Below are 18749 nucleotides of genomic sequence, written 5' to 3'. Positions count from 1 at the left end.
GAGACCGGGAGAGCAGAAGAGACATGAGTGACGACAGCCCGATCCTGACTCCGGGCGACACTTGCTGGCAGGTTGCCCACGCCGATCGTCTCGCGTGCATCGTCGACGCGGCGGACTACTTCCGCCACGCCAAGTCCGCGATGCTGCAGGCGCGCAGGCGCATCATCCTCATCGGCTGGGACTTCGACACGAGGATCCAGTTCGAACCGGACGAGAAGACGCTCGACGGACCCAATCAGCTCGGCAGGTTCCTGGCCTGGCTGACGCGCGAACGTCCGGATCTCGAGATCTACCTGCTCAAATGGAACATCGGGGCGTTCACCGCGATCGGACGCGGGATGACGCCGATCTTCGTGGTCAACTGGGTGACGGACCGCCGCCTGCACTTCGAACTCGACGCCGCCCACCCGATCGGCTCGGCGCACCACCAGAAGATCGTCGTCATCGACGACGCGCTCGCGTTCTGCGGTGGCATCGACATGACCGTCGACCGGTGGGACACCCCCGAACATCGGGACCGCAACCATTACCGGACGCAGCCGAACGGCAAGCGGTACGGGCCGTGGCACGACGCGACGACCGCCGTCGACGGGGACGCGGCGAAGGCCATCGGCGAACTGGCCCGCGCCCGGTGGAAGGCGGCCACGGGGCAGGATCTGGCGGCGGTCGACGAGATCGTGGGACGGACGCCGTGGCCCGAGGGGCTGGAGCCGACGATGCGTTCCGTCGACGTGGGCGTCGCACGCACCCTGCCGGAGCTCGACGACCGGGACGAGGTCCGGGAGATCGAGGCCCTGTATCTGGCGGCGATCGCCGGCGCCGAGCGGTCGCTGTACATCGAGAGTCAGTACCTGGCGTCGCGCACCCTCGCCGAGGCGATCGCCGCGCGATTACGCGAACCGGACGGGCCGGAGATCGTGCTGGTGCTGCCGCGCAACGCCGACGGCTGGCTCGAGCAGAAGGCGATGGACGGCGCCCGCCGCCGGTTGCTGCACCTGCTCTGGCGGGCCGACACCGGGAACCGGCTCGGCGTCTACTACCCCGTCACGGCGGGCGGTGAGCCGATCTACGTCCACGCCAAGGTGCTGGTGATGGACGACCGTCTCCTGCGGGTGGGTTCGTCGAACCTCAACAATCGGTCGATGGGTTTCGACTCGGAATGCGATCTGGCGGTCGAGGTCACCGCGGACACGGCGAACGGTGACGAACTGCGGGAGACCATCCTCGGCATCCGCCGTCAGCTCGTCTGCGAGCACCTCGGTGTCCCGGCCGGGCTGTTCGAGGACACGCTGACCGAGACGTCGTCGCTCCTGGGCACGGTCGAGGCGCTGCGCGGGGGTGGCCGGACCCTGGAGAAGTTCGAGCCGGACACGGTCGAGGACGAGGACAGTCCGCTGGCCGAGAACGAACTGATGGATCCCGAGCGCACCCCGCCGAGCTTCTGGGAACGGACCAGCCGGGGCCGGTTGCGGCGCAGGGTGATCCGGCGTCAGAAGGCGGCCGGTTCGGTGCGGTAGATGCGCCGGTAGTCTTTGCGGAACGCCCGCCGCCCCAGGATCGACCATGCCATCCTGGCGGCGAAGGGCATTTCCGACAGGAACATTCGGCGCTCCTCGGGTGTCGCCCCCTGAAGGATGAAACCGAGGAACACCAGCAGCCGGTCCTTGGGGATCGACGCGCGGCCGCGGTCACCCATCTCCTGCCACTCGGCGAGCGTCATGAACTGCTCCGCCATCGGGAGGATGTGCCGCTCCTCCTCGCCGAGGTGCTCGCCCAGCGCCGCGGACAGCGCGGTCAGCGTCTTCGCCAGCGGTTCGCCGTCCACCGCATCCGCCGTGAACGCGGCGCCCTGCGACTGCGCCAGCGACAGCAGTTCGGAGATGCGTTCGTGCTGCTCCTCCATCCGCAGCACCAGCGCCGCGTCGGTGGGCGCGCGGTCGAGCAGCTTCGGCCACAGCAGGTCGTCCTCACTCGAATGATGGTGGTGGAGGGCGGTGGCGAGTTCCTCGAAGAACGCCACCACCTCCGCGGCCCGGGCGGTGTCGCCGGCGGGAACCCGGCGGACGAGCGCGGGCAGCGCGGCGAACTGGCGGCGGAAGCAGTTGTGGACCACCACCATCTCGCGGGTGTCGGGGCGGGTCGTGTGAGCAGTCGGAGTCGTCATGCGATCAAGGGTCGGATCGGCGTCTTGGAGAGCACTTGGAGGCCACTAGTGCATACGCTTGGCACGATGGTGCGGATTCGAGTACTCGGGACGCTCGAGGCGGAGGACGAATCGGGGGCGGTCGACCTCGGCGGCCCCCGCCAGCGGGCCGTGCTCGCCCTGCTGCTCGTCGCGCGCGGCGACGTGGTTCCGGTGGATCGGCTCGTCGACGACCTCTGGCACGGCGCTCCTCCGGCGCGGGCCGTCGGTGCACTTCAGGCATACATCTCGAATCTGCGGCGGGCGCTGGAGCCGCGCCGCGCGCCGCGGGCGGACTCGACCGTCCTGGTGAGCCGAGCCCCCGGTTATGCGCTCACCCTGCCCTCGTCCGCGGTCGACGCGTGGGAGTTCGAGAGCCTGGTCCGCTCCGCCGCGGGCACCGGGCGGGCCGACCTGGAGCGGGCGCTGGGCCTGTGGCGGGGGCCGGCGTTCGCCGAGGTGGCCGGTGAGCACTGGGCGCTCGCCGAGATCGCCCGGCTCGAGGAACTGCGGGTGGTGGCGCGCGAACGGGTGGTGGCCGCCGCCGTCGCGTCCGGCGACGCCGCGGGCGCGGTACTCGACGCGCAGTCCCTCACCCGGGACCATCCGCTCCGGGAAGAGGGATGGCGGTTGCTCGCCCTGGCGCTGCACCGCAGCGGGCGACAGGCCGACGCCCTGGCCGCGTTGCGGGAGGCCCGCGGCAGGCTGGCGAGCGAACTCGGCCTCGACCCCGGTCCCGGTCTGACCGAACTCGAACACCGGATCCTCACGGGCACCGTCCCGTCCGCACCGGCACCCGCTCCCGCCCCGGTGCCCGTCGACACCGCCCCGGCCCCCTGGTTCCTCGGCCGCGCCGCGGAATTGGCGACCCTGACCGACCTGATGAGCGATCCCGGCACCCCCGTGGTCCTCCTCGGCGGCGACGCCGGATCGGGGAAGTCGTCCCTGCTGCGCCGGTTCCGTCGCACCCTGCACGCCGCGGGGTGGCAGGTGGCGGTGGGCCGCTGCCCCGAGGTGGACGGCGCCCCGCCCGCCTGGGCGTGGGTGGAAATCCTGCGGGCGCTGCGCGAGACGGTCGACCCCGGTGCCGAGGCGGACGCGCTGGCGCCCCTGCTCGCCGACGACCGTTCGCACGCGGCGCGGCCGGACGACCCGAGCGGACGGTTCCTGCTGCACCGTGCCGTCGCCGACTACCTCGGGACCGTCCGCGATCACGGCCCGCTCGCCGTCGTCCTCGACGACGTCCACCGCGCCGACGAGGACACCCTGTCGATCCTCGTGCGGCTCGCCCAGCAGCGGTCGCCGATCCTGCTGGTCCTCGCGTTCCGCCCGGACGAGGTCGACGCGAACCTGGAGAACTGCTTCGCCGACCTCGCGTCGCTGCAACCGACGCGCATCCGCCTCGGCGGACTCGGACCCGACGAGTCGGCGGAGCTGATCCGGCACGTGTCGGGCCGCGACCCCGACCCCGATGTCCTCCGCGCACTCGCCGACCGGACCGGCGGAAATCCGTTCTACCTGCAGGAGAGCGCCCGGCTCCTGGACAGTGAAGGCGAACTGGTGGCCACGTCGGAGGTGCCGGAGGGGGTCCGGGACGTTCTCCGCAGGCGGATCGCCCGCCTCCCCGAACTGACCGTGTCCGTCCTGCGACTGGCCGCGGTGGTGGGCCGCGAATCCGACGTCGACGTCCTCACCCGGGCCGCCGAAGTCGGCGAGGACGCCGTATTCGACGCACTCGAATCGGGCGTGATCGCCGGACTGCTCGGCGAGCCGCGCGCCGGGACCGTCCGCTTCACGCACGCCCTCGTCCGCGACACGCTCTACTCCGACCTCACCCGCCTGCGCAGGAGCCGCTGGCACGCCCGAGTCGGGTCGGCGCTCGAGGAGTTGCGACCGCACGACGTCGCGGCGCTCGCGCACCATTTCACCGAGGCGCTGTCCGCCGCGACCGCACGGCAGGCCCTCGACCACAACGTCGCGGCCGCGGCGCAGGCGGCCGACCGCTACGCCCACGACGCGGAGATCGGCTTCCTGAACGACGCCCTCCGCGCGGCCGACCGGTTGCCGCCCGACGCCGCCGCGGCCGTGGACGAGCGCGTCGACATCCTGACCGAGCTCAGCCGCACCCAACTCGCCGCCGGCATCGGACTGGACGGGGCCCGTTCGCGGAAGCGGGCCCTCGAACTCGCCCGGGACGCGGGCCGCACCGACCTGGCGGTCCGGGTGCTCGCGTTCGTCGACACCCCGACGCCGTGGATCAACCGGCGCTACGGCGAAGTGGACACGGCCGTCGTGGACCTGATCGAGACGCTGCTGCGGGACGAGGAACCGGAGCCGGCGGTGCGGTGCCGGCTGCTGGTCACGCTGGTCCACGAGATCGGGGCGGAGGATCACGAGCGCACCGGGGCCGCGGTCCGGGAGGCCGAGGTCCTCGCCCGCGACCTGGACGATCCGGTGCTTCTCGGGCTGGTGCTCTGCGCCGTCCACGCCGGCACCGGCTCGCCGACCAGCACACTCGGCGACCAGGTCATCGGCGACGAACTGCTCCGGATCGGCGACCGGACGCAGCTACCGGTGTTCACCATGCTCGGCCATCACCTGCTGGCCGAGATCGCGTCCGGCAACGGTGACATCCCGGCGATCGAACATCACATGGGCCTGCAGTCGGAACTGGCGGACCGGTACCGGTTCCAGCAGGCGCAGGCGACCCGCCAGATGAACCGCGCGATGGTCGCGCACCTCACCGGCGACCTGGCCGCGGCGGAACGCCACTACGAGCAGGGCCACGAGTTGATGGTCCGGGCCGGCCTCGACGCGGACAGCGTCTTCGCCCTCGCGGTGTTCACGCTGCGGCTCACCGAGGGCCGGGCCGGCGAATTCGAGGCCGTGATCGCGACGGTCGACAGTGCCGCGACGGACGTGCTCGCCGATCTGCACGCCCTCGCCCTTCTCGGCAACGGCAAACCGGAACAGGCGCGTCAGGTGCGGCGCCACCTCCGCCCCGTCCGCCGCGACTTCTTCCATTCCCTCATGATGTCGCTGCGCGGCATCGTCGTCGCCGGACTTGGCGAGCGGGACGAGGCGGCGGCGGTGCACGCGGAACTGAGCCCCTACAGCGGCCAGATCGGGGGCGGCGACACGGCGGCGTTCGCGGTCGGGCCCGTCGACACCATCCTCGGCGACCTCGAGATGCTCCTCGGCAGGACCGGGGCGGCACGCACGCACTACGCCGCGGCGCTCGCACTGGCCGAACGCTGCGGCTGCCCGGCCTGGATCGACGCCGCCCGCACCCGGGTGACCACCCACCCAAGCGAGTTCCAAGTGGGTCACTAGCGGCCGGGCGCACAGTCGGAAGCGACCGAACCATCCGGCTTTCCTGGAGGCCCCCCATGAGTTCCCTGCTCGCCCGCCTCGGCGCGGCCGCCGCGACCCGTCCCTGGCAGGTGATCGTCGCGTGGCTGACGCTGCTCGTCCTGGTGTTCGCCGCCGCGTCCGCGTTCGGCGGCACCAACCACGACGACTACAACGTGCCCGGTCTGCCGTCGCAGGAGGGGACGAATCTGCTGAGCGAACGGTTCCCGGAGATGTCGGGAGCGGACGCCCGGGTGGTCGTGCACTCCGACACGGGCCCGCTCGCCCCCGGGGTCCTCACCGATCTCGGCAGCAGGCTGGCGGACGTGAACGGGGTGAGTGCCGTGTCGCCGCCCCGCCTGTCCCAGGATTCCGACACGGCGGTGATCAGCCTCAACTACCGCATCCCGGTCACGGACTTCCAGGGCAGCGAGGGCGTCGACGCACTCCAGGCCGCGGTCGCCGGCACCCGGGCGCAGGGACTGGAGGTGGAACTGGGCGGGCAGGTGCCCGAGAACATCTCCAAGCCGTCGGGCACCGCCGAGGCGGTGGGCATGATCCTGGCGCTGATCATCCTGGTGTTCGCGTTCGGTTCCGTGGTGGCCGCGGGACTGCCCCTGGCCGTCGCGCTCGTCGGCGTGGGCATCGGGTCCGGCCTCATCACGATCATGGCCGGATTCACCGGCATCAGCACCATCGCACCGACCATCGCGACGATGGTCGGCATCGGCGTCGGAATCGACTACGCGCTGCTGCTCGTCACCCGGTACACCGAGGGCCTGCGGTCCGGGATGCCGGTCCGGGACGCCGTCGCGGCCGCCAACTCCACGGCCGGGACGTCGGTGATCTTCGCCGGGACCACCGTGCTCGTCTCCCTGTTCGGGTTGCGGCTGTCCGGGCTGCCGATGTACGCGTCGTTCGGCTACGCCACGTTCGCGATGGTCGGCATCGTCATGCTCACCTCCGTCACGCTGGTGCCCGCACTGTGCGGGCTGGCGGGCACGCGGGTGCTCGGCACACGGTCCCGTGCCCGGGCCGAACGTCGCACGACGTCGCCGCTGACCGAACGGTGGGCGATCCGGGTGAGCCGCCGCCCGTGGCTGTGGGCGCTGACGGCGCTCGGCGTGCTGCTGCTCCTGGCCGCGCCGGTGCTGGGCATGCGGACGTGGCCGCAGGACGCGGGCAGCGCACCGGCCGCCAACACGATCCGTCAGGCCTACGACCTGATCGACTCCGAGTTCGGGCCCGGCGCCAACGGGCCGCTGATGGTGGCGGTCGACCTGAACAAGGTTCCGGCAGCCGAGCTTCCGTCGATCGTGCGTGGCCTCGCGGCCGAACCCGGGGTGGCGTCCGTGACGCCCGTCCTGACGAACGCCGATTCGACGGCCGCACTCGTCTCGGTGCAGCCGACCACCGGTCCCAGCGATCCCCGCAGCACCGAACTGCTCGATAGGATCCGGTCCGACGCCGCCGACGGCGTCCACGTCACCGGACTCACCGCCGTGTTCGCCGACATCTCGGCCCGCCTCGCCGAACGGCTGTGGCTGGTGATCGCATTCGTCGTCGCCCTGTCGGTGGTGCTGCTCACGTTCGTGTTCCGCGCGCCGGTGGTCGCGGTGAAGGCGGCCGCCATGAACCTGCTGTCGGTGGCCGCGGCCTACGGCGTCATGGTGATGGTGTTCCAATGGGGTTGGGGTGCACAGCTGCTCGGCCTCCCCCATGCGCTTCCGGTGTCGAGTTGGGTGCCGATCCTCATGTTCACCATCCTGTTCGGGCTGTCGATGGACTACGAGGTGTTCCTGCTCTCCCGGGTCCGTGAACGCTGGCTCGCCACGGGCGACTCGCACCGGAGCGTCGTCGAGGGACTGGCGTCGACGGGCCGGGTGATCACGAGCGCGGCGGCGATCATGGTCGCGGTGTTCGCCGGGTTCGCGCTCGACGGCGACGTCACCGTGAAGATGATGGGCGTCGGCCTCGCGTCCGCGGTCCTCATCGACGCGACGATCGTGCGGATGGTGCTGGTGCCCGCGACGATGTACCTGCTGGGCGACGCCAACTGGTGGCGGCCGGGCGGACGCCGCGCGGCGGCAGCCGGCGGGGACGGGGGCGGTGCGGCTACGCCCGCAGGCGCTCCACTTCCGCTTCGAGCGCGATGACCCGCCGGTACAGGGCCTGGATGCTCGCCATGCACACCCCGTTCGCGTCCACCATGGCGATGCGGCGGTCGTTGGAACCGAGCCCGAACGCGGTCGCGAAATCCTGCGCCATCGGTCCCAGGTGCCGCACCGACTCGTGATCGAAACCGTAGGTCCAGACGCTGACCGGCATCTCGGCGAGGCGGTCGAGCACCTCGCTCGCACTGGCGGGCGGCGCCTGGACGGCAACCCCGCGTTTGCGGGTCAGAACGGAGTGAAACCACGCCAACGGGTGGCGGGTACGGGCCGCTGTTCGCGCCCGCACCCGCCCCCGACCGGTGTCGACCCACACGGAGTCAGTCCGGGAGTTCGCCGACATCGTGCTTGATCGTCGCGTCACTGAGGAGCAGGCCGACCCCGAGGGCCATGACGCCGATTCCGAGTCCGATTGCGGCTCCGCCCAATCCGAGCATGATTCCGAGCATGTTGTCTCCTGTCGTCGATGGTGTACGGGATGTCGTGCCCCCGCTTTGTGAACACCTACGACTCTCGCTGCTCCCGGCCCTCGAGATAAGACACCTCAGGGGTGGTACAACCCCACCCCCGGACACGGCGCCGGGCGGCACAATGGCGGCCATGACGGAATTACCGGAGTGGGCCCGCACGCTCGATCTCGCCCCGCACCCCGAAGGCGGCTGGTACCGCGAGACGTGGCGCAGTGACGTCACCATCCCGGAGGCGAGCCTGCCGGACGACTATCCGGGGCCGCGGTCGGCGGGCACCGCGATCCTGTTCCTGCTCATGCCCGGACAGCAGTCGGCATGGCACAGCGTGCGCAGCGCCGAGATCTGGCTGTACCACCGGGGCAGCCCCCTGCGGCTCGAACTCGGCGGCGACGGAAGCGAACCCGCGGCCCCCGACACGCTCATCCTCGGCGCGGACGTCGCGGCGGGCCAGCAACCGCAACTGCTCGTCCCGCCGCGGCACTGGCAGCGCGCGAAACCCGAGGGCGACCAACCGACCCTCGTCAGTTGCGTCGTCACCCCGGGCTTCGACTTCGCGGACTTCCAGCTCTAGGCGAACGCGTCCGGGTCGGGGCCGATGCGCCCGTCGGCCCGGGTCAGCGAACCGACCGTGTTGATCTCGTCGGGGGTCAGTTCGAAGTCGAAGACGTCGAAGTTGGCGGCGATGCGCTCCGGCGTCACCGACTTGGGGATGACGACGTTGCCGATCTGCAGGTGCCAGCGGATGATCACCTGCGCGGTCGTCTTACCGTGCGCGGCAGCGATCTTCGCGATGGACTCGTCGTCGAGGACGGTGCCCTGCCCCAGCGGGCTCCACGCCTCGGTCGCGATGCCCTTGCCGGTGTGGAAGGCACGCAGGTCGGCCTGGTTGAACCGCGGGTGCAGTTCCACCTGGTTGAGCGCGGGCACCTCGCCCGTCTCGGCGATCAGACGGTCGAGGGTCTCCGGCGTGAAGTTGGAGACACCGATCGACCGCGCACGCCCGTCGGCCTTGATCTTCTGGAAGGCCTTGAACGTGTCCACGTAGCGGTCCGCGGACGGCACCGGCCAGTGGATGAGGTACAGGTCGACGTAGTCGAGGCCGAGCCGGCTCAGGCTGTCGTCGAACGCGCGGAGCGTGGAGTCGTAACCCTGGTCGTCGTTCCACAGCTTGGTGGTGACGAACAACTCGTCACGGGCGATGCCGGAGTCCGCGAGCGCGCGGCCCACTCCCGTCTCGTTCTCGTAGATCTTGGCGGTGTCGATGCTGCGGTACCCGGCCTTCAGCGCCTCGGCGACCGCGGCGTAGCTCTCGTCGTCCGGCACCTGCCACACGCCGAAGCCGAGGGCAGGAATGCTGTTCCCGTCGTTGAGCGTGACCGTAGGTACAGGACTCTGTGCATTGTTGAAACCCATGGGACTGTGCAACCGGGCGCCCCGACCGGATGTTCCCACCGTCTCAGAATGTGGACTTCCGCGTGTCGTTTCGATACCACTGGGTAATCCGACGGCATCGGCGCGCAGGTGGTGACGCGCCCGGTGAAAGGGGCGGACATGGGCCTCGGATACACATTGGCCTATCGGTTCAAGATCACGCCATGGGTGAAAGCGGGCCGGGTCTTCGGGAACCAGATCGAGACGTTGATCGATCCCTTCGACGCACCACCGGGCGAGGTCCTCGACATCGGATGCGGCACCGGTGACCACGCCATCGAAATGGCCCGGCGGGGGTGGCAGGTGACGGGGATCGACACCGTCCAGCTGGCCCTCGACAAGGCGCGGTCCAAGGCACGGAAGGCGGGCGTCGACGTGCGGTTCATGCACGCGGACGCCACCGACCTCGAGCACGCCGTCGGTCGCGGGTACCACCTGGTCCTGGACGTGGGGTGCTACCACGGGCTCAGCGACCACGCGCGGGTCGCGTACGCCGAGAACGTCACGACGGTGACCGAACCGCACGCCACGCTGTTGATGTTCGCGTTCGGGCCGGGACATCGCGGCCCGCTGCCGCGGGGGGTGTCCCGCTCCGACGTGGAGCGCACGTTCGAGAAGTGGAAACTCGTGTCGGACGTCGACGCCGACACGACCGGTATGCCGGGACCGCTCAAGAAGGCCGACCCGCGCTGGTTCCGGCTCGTCAAGCGGTAAACCGCCCGTGAGTACTTGTCAACCGCCCGCGGTTAACAAGTACTCACGGGTCCTGGGACAATCGTCAGGTGACTGCAACACTGCGCATCAGCGGACTGTCGGCTTCGCGCGGTGAGCGCACCCTCTTCTCCGGCCTCGACCTGACCGTCGCCCCCGGCGACGTGACCGGACTGGTCGGGGCGAACGGTGCGGGCAAGTCGACGCTGCTGACCACGCTCGCGGGGGTCGGGTCCGCGGATGTCGAGGGCAGCATCGCGCTCAGCCCTCCCGACGCCGCAGTCGGCTACCTCGCCCAGGAACCGGACCGGATCGCCGGCGAGACCGTGCTCGACTTCCTGGGCCGCAGGACCGGCGTCACCGAGGCCGAGCACACCATGAACACGGCCGCCGAAACGCTCGGCGAGTCGGACGAGGACCTCTACTCCCCCGCGCTGGAACGCTGGCTGGCGCTGGGCGGCGCCGACCTCGCCGAGCGCGCGGAGAAGGTCGTGAGCGAACTGGGGCTGGGGGTGCCGCTCGACGCACACATGACGTCGCTGTCCGGTGGGCAGGCGGCGCGCGCCGGGTTGGCGTCGCTGCTGCTGTCCCGGTACGACGTGCTGCTGCTCGACGAGCCGACCAACGACCTCGACCTGGTGGGGCTCGAGCAGCTCGAGCGCTTCGTCGCCGAGAGCCGGGCGGCCCTGGTGGTGGTGAGTCACGATCGAGAATTCTTGGCGCGCACCGTGACCGGCATCGTCGAACTCGACCTCGCGCAGCAGCAGATCGCGGTCTACGACGGCAGCTACGACTCGTATCTCGCCGAACGGGAGATCGCACGCAGGCATGCCCGGGAGGCGTACGAGGAGTACGCCGGAACCCGTTCGGATCTCGAGGACCGCGCGCAGATGCAGCGGAACTGGATGGAGCACGGGGTCCGGAACGCGCGCCGCAAGGCGAAGGACAACGACAAGATCGGCAAGGGACTGCGCACCGAGTCCACCGAGAAGCAGGCCGCGAAGGCCCGGCAGACGCAACGCCGGATCGAGCGGCTCGAGGTGGTCGAGGAGCCGCGCAAGGAGTGGGAACTGCGGATGGAGATCGCCGCCGCCCCGCGCAGCGGTTCGGTCGTGGCGACGGCGAACGGCGCCACCGTCGCGTGGGGCGGGGACCGCGAATTCACATTCGGCCCGGTCACTACTCAGGTGGACTGGGGTGACCGGATCATCGTCACCGGCGCCAACGGTTCCGGCAAGACGACCCTGCTGAAGGTGCTGCTCGGCAAGATCGCCCTGGACGCGGGCACCGCCTCACTCGGTTCGGGTGTGGCGATCGGCGAGATCGATCAGGCCCGCGGCCTGTTCGAGGGCGCCGAGAAGGTGTCCGACGCGTTCGCGGCGCAGGTCCCGGACTGGCCGGACGCCGACGTGCGAACGCTGCTCGCGAAGTTCGGCCTCAAGGGACACCACGTGCTGCGGCCCGCGGCGTCGCTGTCGCCCGGCGAACGCACCCGCGCCGCCCTCGCCCTGCTGCAGGCGCGGGGCGTGAACCTGCTGGTGCTCGACGAACCCACCAACCACCTGGACCTTCCGGCGATCGAACAGCTCGAGCAGGCGATGGAGAACTTCGACGGCACGCTGCTGCTCGTCACCCACGATCGGCGGATGCTGGATTCGACACGCAGCACCCGCCGCTGGCGGATGGACGGCGGCCGGCTGTCCGAGGAGTAGTCAGTCGCCCTCGGCCATGGGCGGCAGCGCCTTGACGAACGGCGGGTCGTAGTCGACCTTCCCGAGCTTCGCGGCGCCACCGGGCGATCCCAGGTCGTCGAAGAAGTCGGCGTTCGCCTTGGTGTACTCGACCCACTGGTCCGGAACGTCGTCTTCGTAGAAGATCGCTTCGACGGGGCAGACGGGCTCACAGGCGCCGCAGTCGACGCACTCGTCGGGGTGGATGTAGAGCATCCGACCGCCTTCGTAAATGCAGTCGACGGGACATTCTTCGATGCATGCCTTGTCCAGAACGTCGACACAGGGCTCCGCGATGGTATACGTCACGTCTGTAATCCTGTCCTTTCCTGCCGTCCTGCGCGAATCGCCTCCACTCTGCCACTCAATTCCCCAGGGTCAACCTGTCATTTCGGCGCCCACACCCCATTGCCCACGGTTGACAAACTGTTGGGTTTTCACAACACTTTGTTGCATGAGTCCAGTTCGGCGCGGGGACTCCCTGCCCATCTACAACCGCATCGGCGTTCTGCGCGCCGAACGCGGGATGAGCCGGGCTCAGCTGGCGGGACTGATTGACGTCAATCCCCAGACCGTCGGCGCACTCGAACGGGGCGACCACTACCCCAGCCTCGACCTGGCGTTCCGTATCTCGTGGGTGTTCGAACTCCCGGTGGAGGCCATCTTCTCCCGCACCGAGTTCGGGCCCCTGTCCACCGAGCTGTATCGCACCGCCCGACCGCCGTCCACGACAGGAAGCGGGGAGAGTTCCCATGCCTGAGGCCAATCTGATCGAGAGGTACCAGGGGTTCCGGACGCGCAGATTCCTCCAGAACGAAAGCCGCTACCGCACGTGGCTACCGAGGTGGCGGACGCGCAGCCGCCGACGAATCCTGGTGGTCGCCCTCGCGGTGACGTTCGGGTTCATGACCGCCGTCGGGATCGTGTGTCATGTCGACATGACGGTCGGCCCGCTGCTCTGGCTGCCCGCGTGCCTGTTGTTCTTCCCGCTGTGGACGATGCTCCAGATCGTGTCCGGACGGCAGGGGGACGCGCCGCGCGACGCTCTCGACGAGTGGGAGATCCAGCAGCGCAACAGTGCCCGGTCGATCGGACTCACGGTCACCCAATTACTGACGCTCCTTCCGGCGATGTACCTGATCTTCGTCGGCGCGCTGGACGCCGATCACAGCAACGTGCCGTACGCCGCGGGACTGCTCGTCGTCACCGCACTGATGGTCGGGGGTTGCACGCCGGCCATGATCCTCGGCTGGACCCGACCCGACCCCGAACCCGACGACCTGGCCCCGGACGACCTGGCCTCGTAGGAACATCCGCCTCCAGATGGGAAGGACCCATGTCTCAGACCCTCACGATCGACGGCATCTCCAAGCGGTACGGTGACGTCGTCGCACTCGACGACCTGTCCTTCGAGGTCCGCCCCGGTGAGATCTTCGGTTTCGTCGGCAGCAACGGCGCGGGCAAGACCACCACCATGCGCATCGCGCTGGGCGTCCTGTCCGCCGATTCCGGCGAGGTCCGGCTCGGCGGCAAACCGGTCGACCTGGATGTGCGGCGCACCATCGGCTACATGCCGGAGGAACGCGGGCTGTACCCGAAGATGAAGGTGGGCAAGCAACTCGCCTACCTCGCCGAACTGCACGGCATCTCCCGCTCCGCGGCGCGGGACGCCGTCGCACGCTGGACCGAGCGTCTCGGCATCGCGGACCGTGTCGGCGACACCGTCGACGCACTCTCGCTCGGCAATCAGCAACGCGTCCAACTGGCCGCCGCGCTGGTCCACGACCCCGCGGTGCTGGTTCTCGACGAACCCTTCTCCGGGCTCGACCCCGTCGCGGTGGACGTCATGAGCGACGTACTGGTGGAGAAGGCGAACACCGGAGTGCCGGTGATCTTCTCGAGCCATCAGCTCGAACTCGTACAGCGCCTGTGCCACCGCGTCGGCATCATCAGCCACGGCCGGATGCGTGCGGTCGGCACCGTTGACGAACTGCGCGGCGGCGGCAACGCCCAACTGGAAGTCCACGCACCGGAGGCGCCGGTCGGCTGGGCCCATCACCTGGCCGGGGTCACCACGATCAGTCACCTCGACGGCCGCACCCTGCTGTCGCTCGGCGCCCACGTGGACGACCAGCTGGTCCTGCACACGGCCCTGAAAACCGGACCGGTGCACGAGTTCTCGCTGCACAGGCCCACCCTGACCGATCTGTTCCGAGAGGTGGTCACCGCATGAGTGCCCCGCTGAGCCCCGCCCGCGCGATCGGCCTCGTCGCCCGCCGCGAATTCCTCACTCAGGTGGCGAAGAAGAGCTTCGTCATCAGCAACGTGATCATCCTGCTGGCCATCGTGGGTGGCATCGTCGCGTATTCGCTGTTCTCGGGCGGCGACGAGGACCGCGCCACCATCGGACTCGTCGGCGACCAGTCGCTCGCGCCGGTTCTCGTCGCCACCGGTGACGCGACCGGGACACCGGTCGACGTCGTCCCGGTCGCCGGCGAACAGGCCGCGCGGGACCAGGTGGGTAGCGGCGACCTGGACGTCGCGCTGATTCCCGGCACCGGCGGATCGGTCACGGCCGTCACCGAATCCGAGCTGGGTTCCGGACTTCGCACCGTGATCGACGCGGCCGTGATGCAGCAGGCCCAGGCCGGCGCCCTCGCCGCGCAGGGTGTGGACCCCGCGGAACTCGCCGCCGCGACCGGCCGGGCGGTCGTCACCGTCGACGCACTCGACCCGCCCGACCCGGAAAAGGGCCAGCGCGTGGCCCTCTCCGTCGCCGTGGTCGTCCTGCTGTACATGCAGATCATGATGTTCGGCATGTACGTGGCGATGGGTGTGGTCGAGGAGAAGTCGAGCCGCGTCGTGGAACTGCTCCTGTCGACGCTGCGCCCGCTGCAACTGCTGTGGGGCAAGGTGATCGGCATCGGCGCGGTCGGTCTCGTCCAGCTGACCGCCTACGGTGTGGCCGGGGTCGCGGCCGGACTCGCGACGGGCGTGCTCACCGTGACCGGGACTGCGATCGGGGTGCTGGCCGGAACGCTCGGCTGGTTCGTGCTCGGGTTTGCGTTCTTCGCCGTCCTCTACGCGGCGGCCGGGTCGATGGTGTCGCGGCAGGAGGATGTCAACGCCACCGCGTCGCCGCTGATGGTCCTGATCGTCATCATGTTCTTCAGCGCCTTCTCCTCGGTGAGCAACCCGGACGGCACCCTGAGCAACGTGCTCAGCTGGATTCCGCCGTTCTCGGCGATCCTGATGCCGCTGCGCATCGCCGCCGGCGTGGCGTCCCCGGTCCAGGTCGTCGTCACCGTCGCGCTGATGCTCGCGGTGACCGCCGCACTCAGCGTGCTGGCCGCGAAGATCTACCAGCGCTCCATCCTGCGGATCGGCAAGGTCGTGTCCTGGAAGGAGGCGCTCGGAAGGTAGCGAATTCCCGGCGCCCGCCGAAGTTCCCCGGGTAGTCTTCGAACCGTCGATCGATGCTGCTCAGCTGCCGTTCCGGAACGGGGAACACCATGGTCGTCCGCCGCAGGAAGCCGCTCGTCGCCATCGCCGTCGCCGTGGTCGTGTCCATGACGTCGGCGCTGACGGCGTGCACGTCCGACGAGCCGACCAGTACGGCCGGTGGCAACGCCGGGCCCGACGGCTCCCCGGTCGCGTTCGAAGAACCGGTCAAGCTGTCGAGCGAGAACGGCGTGCTCGAGGTCCGGCTGTCGGCCCATCAGGGCACCGTCGACCTCGACACCGTGTCGGAACCGGTGTCCAACTTCCTGGTCTTCGGATACGAGGTTCTGCAGGGTACCAGTTCGAACGGCTCGACCACGGGCGACGACGTCTATCCGGCGCCGACGTTGCGCGTCGACCCCGGCGAGCGCCTGATCATCCACTACGACAACGATTTGCGGGACCTGACGATCGAGGACTTCTACGACCCCGCGTTCACGCCGGCGGGCGGTAACGTCCCGATCTACCCGCCCGCCCTCGAGTCCGCGCCGCTGAACCTGCACACCCACGGTCTGCACGTGAGCCCGGACGGCAACGCCGACAACGTGCTGCTCGACATTCCCGCCGGAATGGGCAACGTCTACGACTACGCGGTGCCGAAGGACATGCCGAACGGAATGTACTGGTACCACAGTCATCGTCACACGCTGACCGCGCAGCAGACGTACGCGGGGCTGGCGGGGCTGCTGGAGATCGGGCGGCCCGACGGCAACCTTCCCCTGGTGACGCAGAACGACGTTCCCATCCGCGACATGGCGCTGCAGTACAACTTCGTCTTCGACCGCAAAGGCGATGGGCACCAGCTGAACGACCCCAACTGGCCGCAGTTCGTGAGCACGCTGAAGCCCCCGGAGGGATCCCAGCTCGCCGACGGCACGTACTCGCCGAGCCTTGCCCCGGTGAACTTCGCCGAGACGTCGGAGGGTGCCCAGTACGTCACCAACTGGTATGCCGGGCCCCTGTCCCCGGCGAATCACCGCGGGCAGAACCAGTTCGTGCCGGGCAATCTGCAGAGTTTCCGCGGTGATTCGACGAACGTCCCCGCCGATCCGTCGCTACCGGACAACGAGCGCGACGTGCAGTACACGATCAACGGACAGTTCCAGCCGGAGCTGAAACTGAAACCGGGCCAGACGGAGATCTGGGTGCTGGCCAACATCAGCGACTTCGCGTACATGCCGCTCCGGCTCACCGAGACCGCGACGGGCAAGCATCCCCAGTTCTCGATCGTCGGCCAGGACGGCAACCCCTTCACCCAGGTGCAGCGGCCGGTCGGCGGTGACGGCACCCGGCTCGTCGTTCCGCCGGCGTCGCGGTACGCGATCGCCGTGACGATGCCGGACACCGGCGACCTAATGCTCGACATGCCGCCGCTGGACGGCGCGAAGCCCGTCACCAATCCCGGTGTGCTCTACACGAACAACGGCACCGACAATCCGCCGGCCGAACTGGGCACGGTGACCGTCGACCCGTCGGTCATCAGCTACGCCGACGGCTTCTTCACCTTCCCCACCCAGACTCTCGTGCACGTCACCCCCGACAGCGGCGAGGGCCGGACCACGCCGTTCGAACCGGGCCAGAACCTCGACGCCTACACGTCGTTCGTGGATACGTCGGTGATGACGCCCGACGTGAAGCGCACCCTCACGGTCTCCGGCGGGTTCGGCAACGAGAAGGCCAGCAACAGCGACCCGAAGGCGTTCACGTACGAGTTCGACGACAACACGTTCCCGAACATCCCGTTGATCCAGCCGCGCCTCGATTCGGTCGAGGAATGGACGATCACGAACCTCAACAACGACGAGCATCCGATGCACATCCACGTCAACGACTTCCAGGTGATGGAGATCGTCGATCCGGTCACGGGCACCAGGACCGGAGTGCAGCCGTGGGGTGAGGACAACGTCAACGTGCCCGCACCCGTCACGGACGCGAACGAGAACGCGCTGGAGCCCGCATCGGTGACGCTGCGCACCAAATTCACCGAGTACACCGGCACTTTCGTGATCCATTGCCACCGCCTCAACCACGAGGACAACGGACTGATGGCTACCGTCAATGTGATCCCCGAGGTGTCGACGTACGCGGTGGCGGTGCCGGGAACGCCGGGCACCCCCGCCACCGTGCAGGTCCACGACGGCAACGGCGACAAGGTGATCGCCGCCGTCACCCCGTTCCCGGCGTTCGAGGGCGCCCCGACGGTGGCGATGGCCGACGTCAACGGCGACATGATTCTCGACCTCGTCGTCGGGACCGGTGCCGGCGTGGCACCGGAGGTCGTCGCGTACGACGGCAACGATGTCGGCTCCGGCCCGTTCACCGCCGAGCTGACCCGGTTCGCCCCGTTCGACGAGGGTTTCCGCGGGGGTGTGAACGTCGCGGGCGCGGACATCGACGGAAACGCGCTGGCCGACAACATCATCGTCGGCACCGGGCCGGGCACCGAAACGCAGGTCAAGGTGTTCTCGTCCACCCTGCCCACGGACAAGGGCGCGGCACCCGAGACCTTCTCGACGTTCACGCCGTACCCAGGCTCGCAGTCCGGGGTCACCGTCGCCACCGGCCTGGTCGACACCGCGTCGGGCCGGGCGAGCATCGTGACTGCCCCGGGGCCGGGAGAAGCGCCTCGCGTGAAGACGTTCCGGTACGACCTGTTCGAGCCCACCGCCGCGGCGGCGGCCGACGGCACCGCGGACGAGCACGCCGGCCACACCGGCGGCCCGCGGACGACGTCGGAGTTCCTGGCCTTCGACGAGAACTACCTCGGCGGTGTGTCCCTCTCGACGGGCTGGGTGGCGGGCGCCGAGGGCGGAGCGAAGAGCATCGTCACCGGCATGCTCGGCGGCGACGGCACGGTCCGGGTGTGGTCGAGCGGGTCACGCCTCGACGGCGAGCCGGGCATGTACCTGGAGAGCCCGAACCATCACTCCGACGGCGCCGTCACCTTCACCCAGATCGCGTCGTTCGCGCCCTTCGCCGGCGGCGCCCCCGGCACCGGCGTGCAGGTGGCCACGACCAGCACCACCACGGGCGCCGACCTGCTCGTCAGCGGCAGCGGGCCGGGCGGCGCCGAGGTGCGCAAGTTCGGGCTGGGGCGCCCGGACCCGCAGGCCACGACGCTGGTGCCGCTACCCCTGGGTGCGCTCCCCGCGCTCCCCGCGGCGCAGGGATCCGTGCCGGTCGGCGGCCGGTAGGAGCCGGT

At 69.6% G+C, this 18749-nt stretch carries 16 protein-coding genes; 11 read left to right on the top strand and 5 right to left on the bottom strand.

The genetic code is table 11. The features are described 5' to 3' along the window. Positions 1-23 precede the first annotated feature (23 nt). Entirely contained in the window at positions 24-1517 is a 1494-nt protein-coding gene (locus I1A62_RS35380; RefSeq protein WP_219456894.1) for a phospholipase D-like domain-containing protein, read from the top strand. Here the strand turns inward: I1A62_RS35380 and I1A62_RS35375 are convergent. Then, positions 1490-2164 carry a hemerythrin domain-containing protein gene (locus I1A62_RS35375; protein WP_219456893.1) on the bottom strand — a complete coding sequence of 225 codons (675 nt, stop codon included), beginning with the start codon at positions 2162-2164 and terminating at the stop codon, positions 1490-1492. The genes I1A62_RS35380 and I1A62_RS35375 overlap by 28 nt on opposite strands. Positions 2165-2230: 66 nt before the next feature. On the opposite strand from I1A62_RS35375, the gene I1A62_RS35370 reads away from it, so the two are divergent. Then, a complete protein-coding gene (locus I1A62_RS35370) occupies positions 2231-5515 on the top strand; it encodes a BTAD domain-containing putative transcriptional regulator (RefSeq protein ID WP_219456891.1) in 3285 nt (1094 codons plus the stop codon). Between the two features lie 56 nt (positions 5516-5571). Continuing rightward, positions 5572-7689 carry an MMPL family transporter gene (locus I1A62_RS35365; protein WP_219456890.1) on the top strand — a complete coding sequence of 706 codons (2118 nt, stop codon included), beginning with the start codon at positions 5572-5574 and terminating at the stop codon, positions 7687-7689. Here I1A62_RS35365 and I1A62_RS35360 read toward each other — a convergent pair. Continuing rightward, a complete protein-coding gene (locus I1A62_RS35360; RefSeq protein WP_124394993.1) occupies positions 7649-8020 on the bottom strand; it encodes a tail fiber domain-containing protein in 372 nt (123 codons plus the stop codon). The two genes, I1A62_RS35365 and I1A62_RS35360, sit on opposite strands and share 41 nt — an antisense overlap. Before the next feature lie 4 nt (positions 8021-8024). Next, on the bottom strand, positions 8025-8153 hold the full coding sequence (locus I1A62_RS46670) for a hypothetical protein (protein ID WP_009478066.1): 129 nt from the start codon (positions 8151-8153) through the stop codon (positions 8025-8027). A 151-nt stretch (positions 8154-8304) separates the two neighbouring features. Between I1A62_RS46670 and I1A62_RS35355 the strand changes: the two genes are divergently transcribed. Then, the gene (locus I1A62_RS35355) at positions 8305-8745 is read left to right on the top strand and encodes a cupin domain-containing protein (protein WP_124394992.1); all 441 of its coding nucleotides are present in this window, start codon (positions 8305-8307) and stop codon (positions 8743-8745) included. On the opposite strand, the gene I1A62_RS35350 is transcribed toward I1A62_RS35355, so the two are convergent. Continuing rightward, complete coding sequence (locus tag I1A62_RS35350) at positions 8742-9587, bottom strand: aldo/keto reductase (protein ID WP_124395060.1); 846 nt, start codon at positions 9585-9587, stop codon at positions 8742-8744. The two genes, I1A62_RS35355 and I1A62_RS35350, sit on opposite strands and share 4 nt — an antisense overlap. A gap of 138 nt (positions 9588-9725) precedes the next feature. Here I1A62_RS35350 and I1A62_RS35345 point away from each other — a divergent pair, with 138 nt between their 5' ends. Both I1A62_RS35345 and I1A62_RS35340 read left to right on the top strand, forming a co-directional pair. Next, positions 9726-10319: a class I SAM-dependent methyltransferase gene (locus I1A62_RS35345; protein ID WP_124394991.1), complete on the top strand. Its 594-nt coding sequence runs from the start codon at positions 9726-9728 to the stop codon at positions 10317-10319. A 68-nt stretch (positions 10320-10387) separates the two neighbouring features. Continuing rightward, positions 10388-12028, top strand: a complete 1641-nt coding sequence (locus tag I1A62_RS35340; RefSeq protein WP_219456888.1) for an ABC-F family ATP-binding cassette domain-containing protein — start codon at positions 10388-10390, stop codon at positions 12026-12028. Here I1A62_RS35340 and fdxA read toward each other — a convergent pair whose 3' ends face one another. Continuing rightward, positions 12029-12355 carry a ferredoxin gene (gene fdxA / locus I1A62_RS35335; protein WP_005244047.1) on the bottom strand — a complete coding sequence of 109 codons (327 nt, stop codon included), beginning with the start codon at positions 12353-12355 and terminating at the stop codon, positions 12029-12031. 145 nt (positions 12356-12500) lie between these two features. On the opposite strand from fdxA, the gene I1A62_RS35330 reads away from it, so the two are divergent. From I1A62_RS35330 to I1A62_RS35310, 5 genes are all read left to right on the top strand, one after another. Beyond that, positions 12501-12806 (top strand): helix-turn-helix transcriptional regulator, encoded by a 306-nt coding sequence (locus I1A62_RS35330; protein ID WP_124394989.1) that lies wholly within the window; start codon positions 12501-12503, stop codon positions 12804-12806. Next, positions 12799-13353 (top strand): hypothetical protein, encoded by a 555-nt coding sequence (locus I1A62_RS35325; RefSeq protein ID WP_124394988.1) that lies wholly within the window; start codon positions 12799-12801, stop codon positions 13351-13353. The genes I1A62_RS35330 and I1A62_RS35325 overlap by 8 nt, the downstream gene beginning before the upstream one ends. A 29-nt stretch (positions 13354-13382) precedes the next feature. Then, on the top strand, positions 13383-14279 hold the full coding sequence (locus tag I1A62_RS35320) for an ABC transporter ATP-binding protein (protein ID WP_124394987.1): 897 nt from the start codon (positions 13383-13385) through the stop codon (positions 14277-14279). Further along, positions 14276-15469, top strand: a complete 1194-nt coding sequence (locus I1A62_RS35315) for an ABC transporter permease (protein WP_124394986.1) — start codon at positions 14276-14278, stop codon at positions 15467-15469. Before I1A62_RS35320 ends, I1A62_RS35315 begins: the two co-directional genes overlap by 4 nt. 89 nt (positions 15470-15558) lie before the next feature. Continuing rightward, positions 15559-18741, top strand: coding sequence for a multicopper oxidase family protein (locus I1A62_RS35310; protein ID WP_219461611.1), 3183 nt, complete (start codon positions 15559-15561; stop codon positions 18739-18741). Positions 18742-18749: the final 8 nt, after the last annotated feature.

This window comes from Rhodococcus sp. USK10, assembly GCF_019378875.1.
GTDB classification, from domain to species: Bacteria; Actinomycetota; Actinomycetes; order Mycobacteriales; family Mycobacteriaceae; genus Rhodococcus_F; species Rhodococcus_F pseudokoreensis.
Note: the sequence above shows the minus strand (reverse complement) of the source record. Positions and strands in the feature narration are given on the sequence as shown.

Excerpts from the sequence above, each read along its gene's own strand:
- I1A62_RS35380 (WP_219456894.1), top strand. The coding sequence starts at position 24 with ATGAGTGACGACAGCCCGATCCTGACTCCGGGCGACACTTGCTGGCAG.
- I1A62_RS35375 (WP_219456893.1), bottom strand. The coding sequence starts at position 2,164 with ATGACGACTCCGACTGCTCACACGACCCGCCCCGACACCCGCGAGATG.
- I1A62_RS35370 (WP_219456891.1), top strand. The coding sequence starts at position 2,231 with ATGGTGCGGATTCGAGTACTCGGGACGCTCGAGGCGGAGGACGAATCG.
- I1A62_RS35365 (WP_219456890.1), top strand. The coding sequence starts at position 5,572 with ATGAGTTCCCTGCTCGCCCGCCTCGGCGCGGCCGCCGCGACCCGTCCC.
- I1A62_RS46670 (WP_009478066.1), bottom strand. The coding sequence starts at position 8,153 with ATGCTCGGAATCATGCTCGGATTGGGCGGAGCCGCAATCGGACTCGGA.
- I1A62_RS35355 (WP_124394992.1), top strand. The coding sequence starts at position 8,305 with ATGACGGAATTACCGGAGTGGGCCCGCACGCTCGATCTCGCCCCGCAC.
- I1A62_RS35350 (WP_124395060.1), bottom strand. The coding sequence starts at position 9,587 with ATGGGTTTCAACAATGCACAGAGTCCTGTACCTACGGTCACGCTCAAC.
- I1A62_RS35345 (WP_124394991.1), top strand. The coding sequence starts at position 9,726 with ATGGGCCTCGGATACACATTGGCCTATCGGTTCAAGATCACGCCATGG.
- I1A62_RS35330 (WP_124394989.1), top strand. The coding sequence starts at position 12,501 with ATGAGTCCAGTTCGGCGCGGGGACTCCCTGCCCATCTACAACCGCATC.
- I1A62_RS35325 (WP_124394988.1), top strand. The coding sequence starts at position 12,799 with ATGCCTGAGGCCAATCTGATCGAGAGGTACCAGGGGTTCCGGACGCGC.
- I1A62_RS35320 (WP_124394987.1), top strand. The coding sequence starts at position 13,383 with ATGTCTCAGACCCTCACGATCGACGGCATCTCCAAGCGGTACGGTGAC.
- I1A62_RS35315 (WP_124394986.1), top strand. The coding sequence starts at position 14,276 with ATGAGTGCCCCGCTGAGCCCCGCCCGCGCGATCGGCCTCGTCGCCCGC.
- I1A62_RS35310 (WP_219461611.1), top strand. The coding sequence starts at position 15,559 with ATGGTCGTCCGCCGCAGGAAGCCGCTCGTCGCCATCGCCGTCGCCGTG.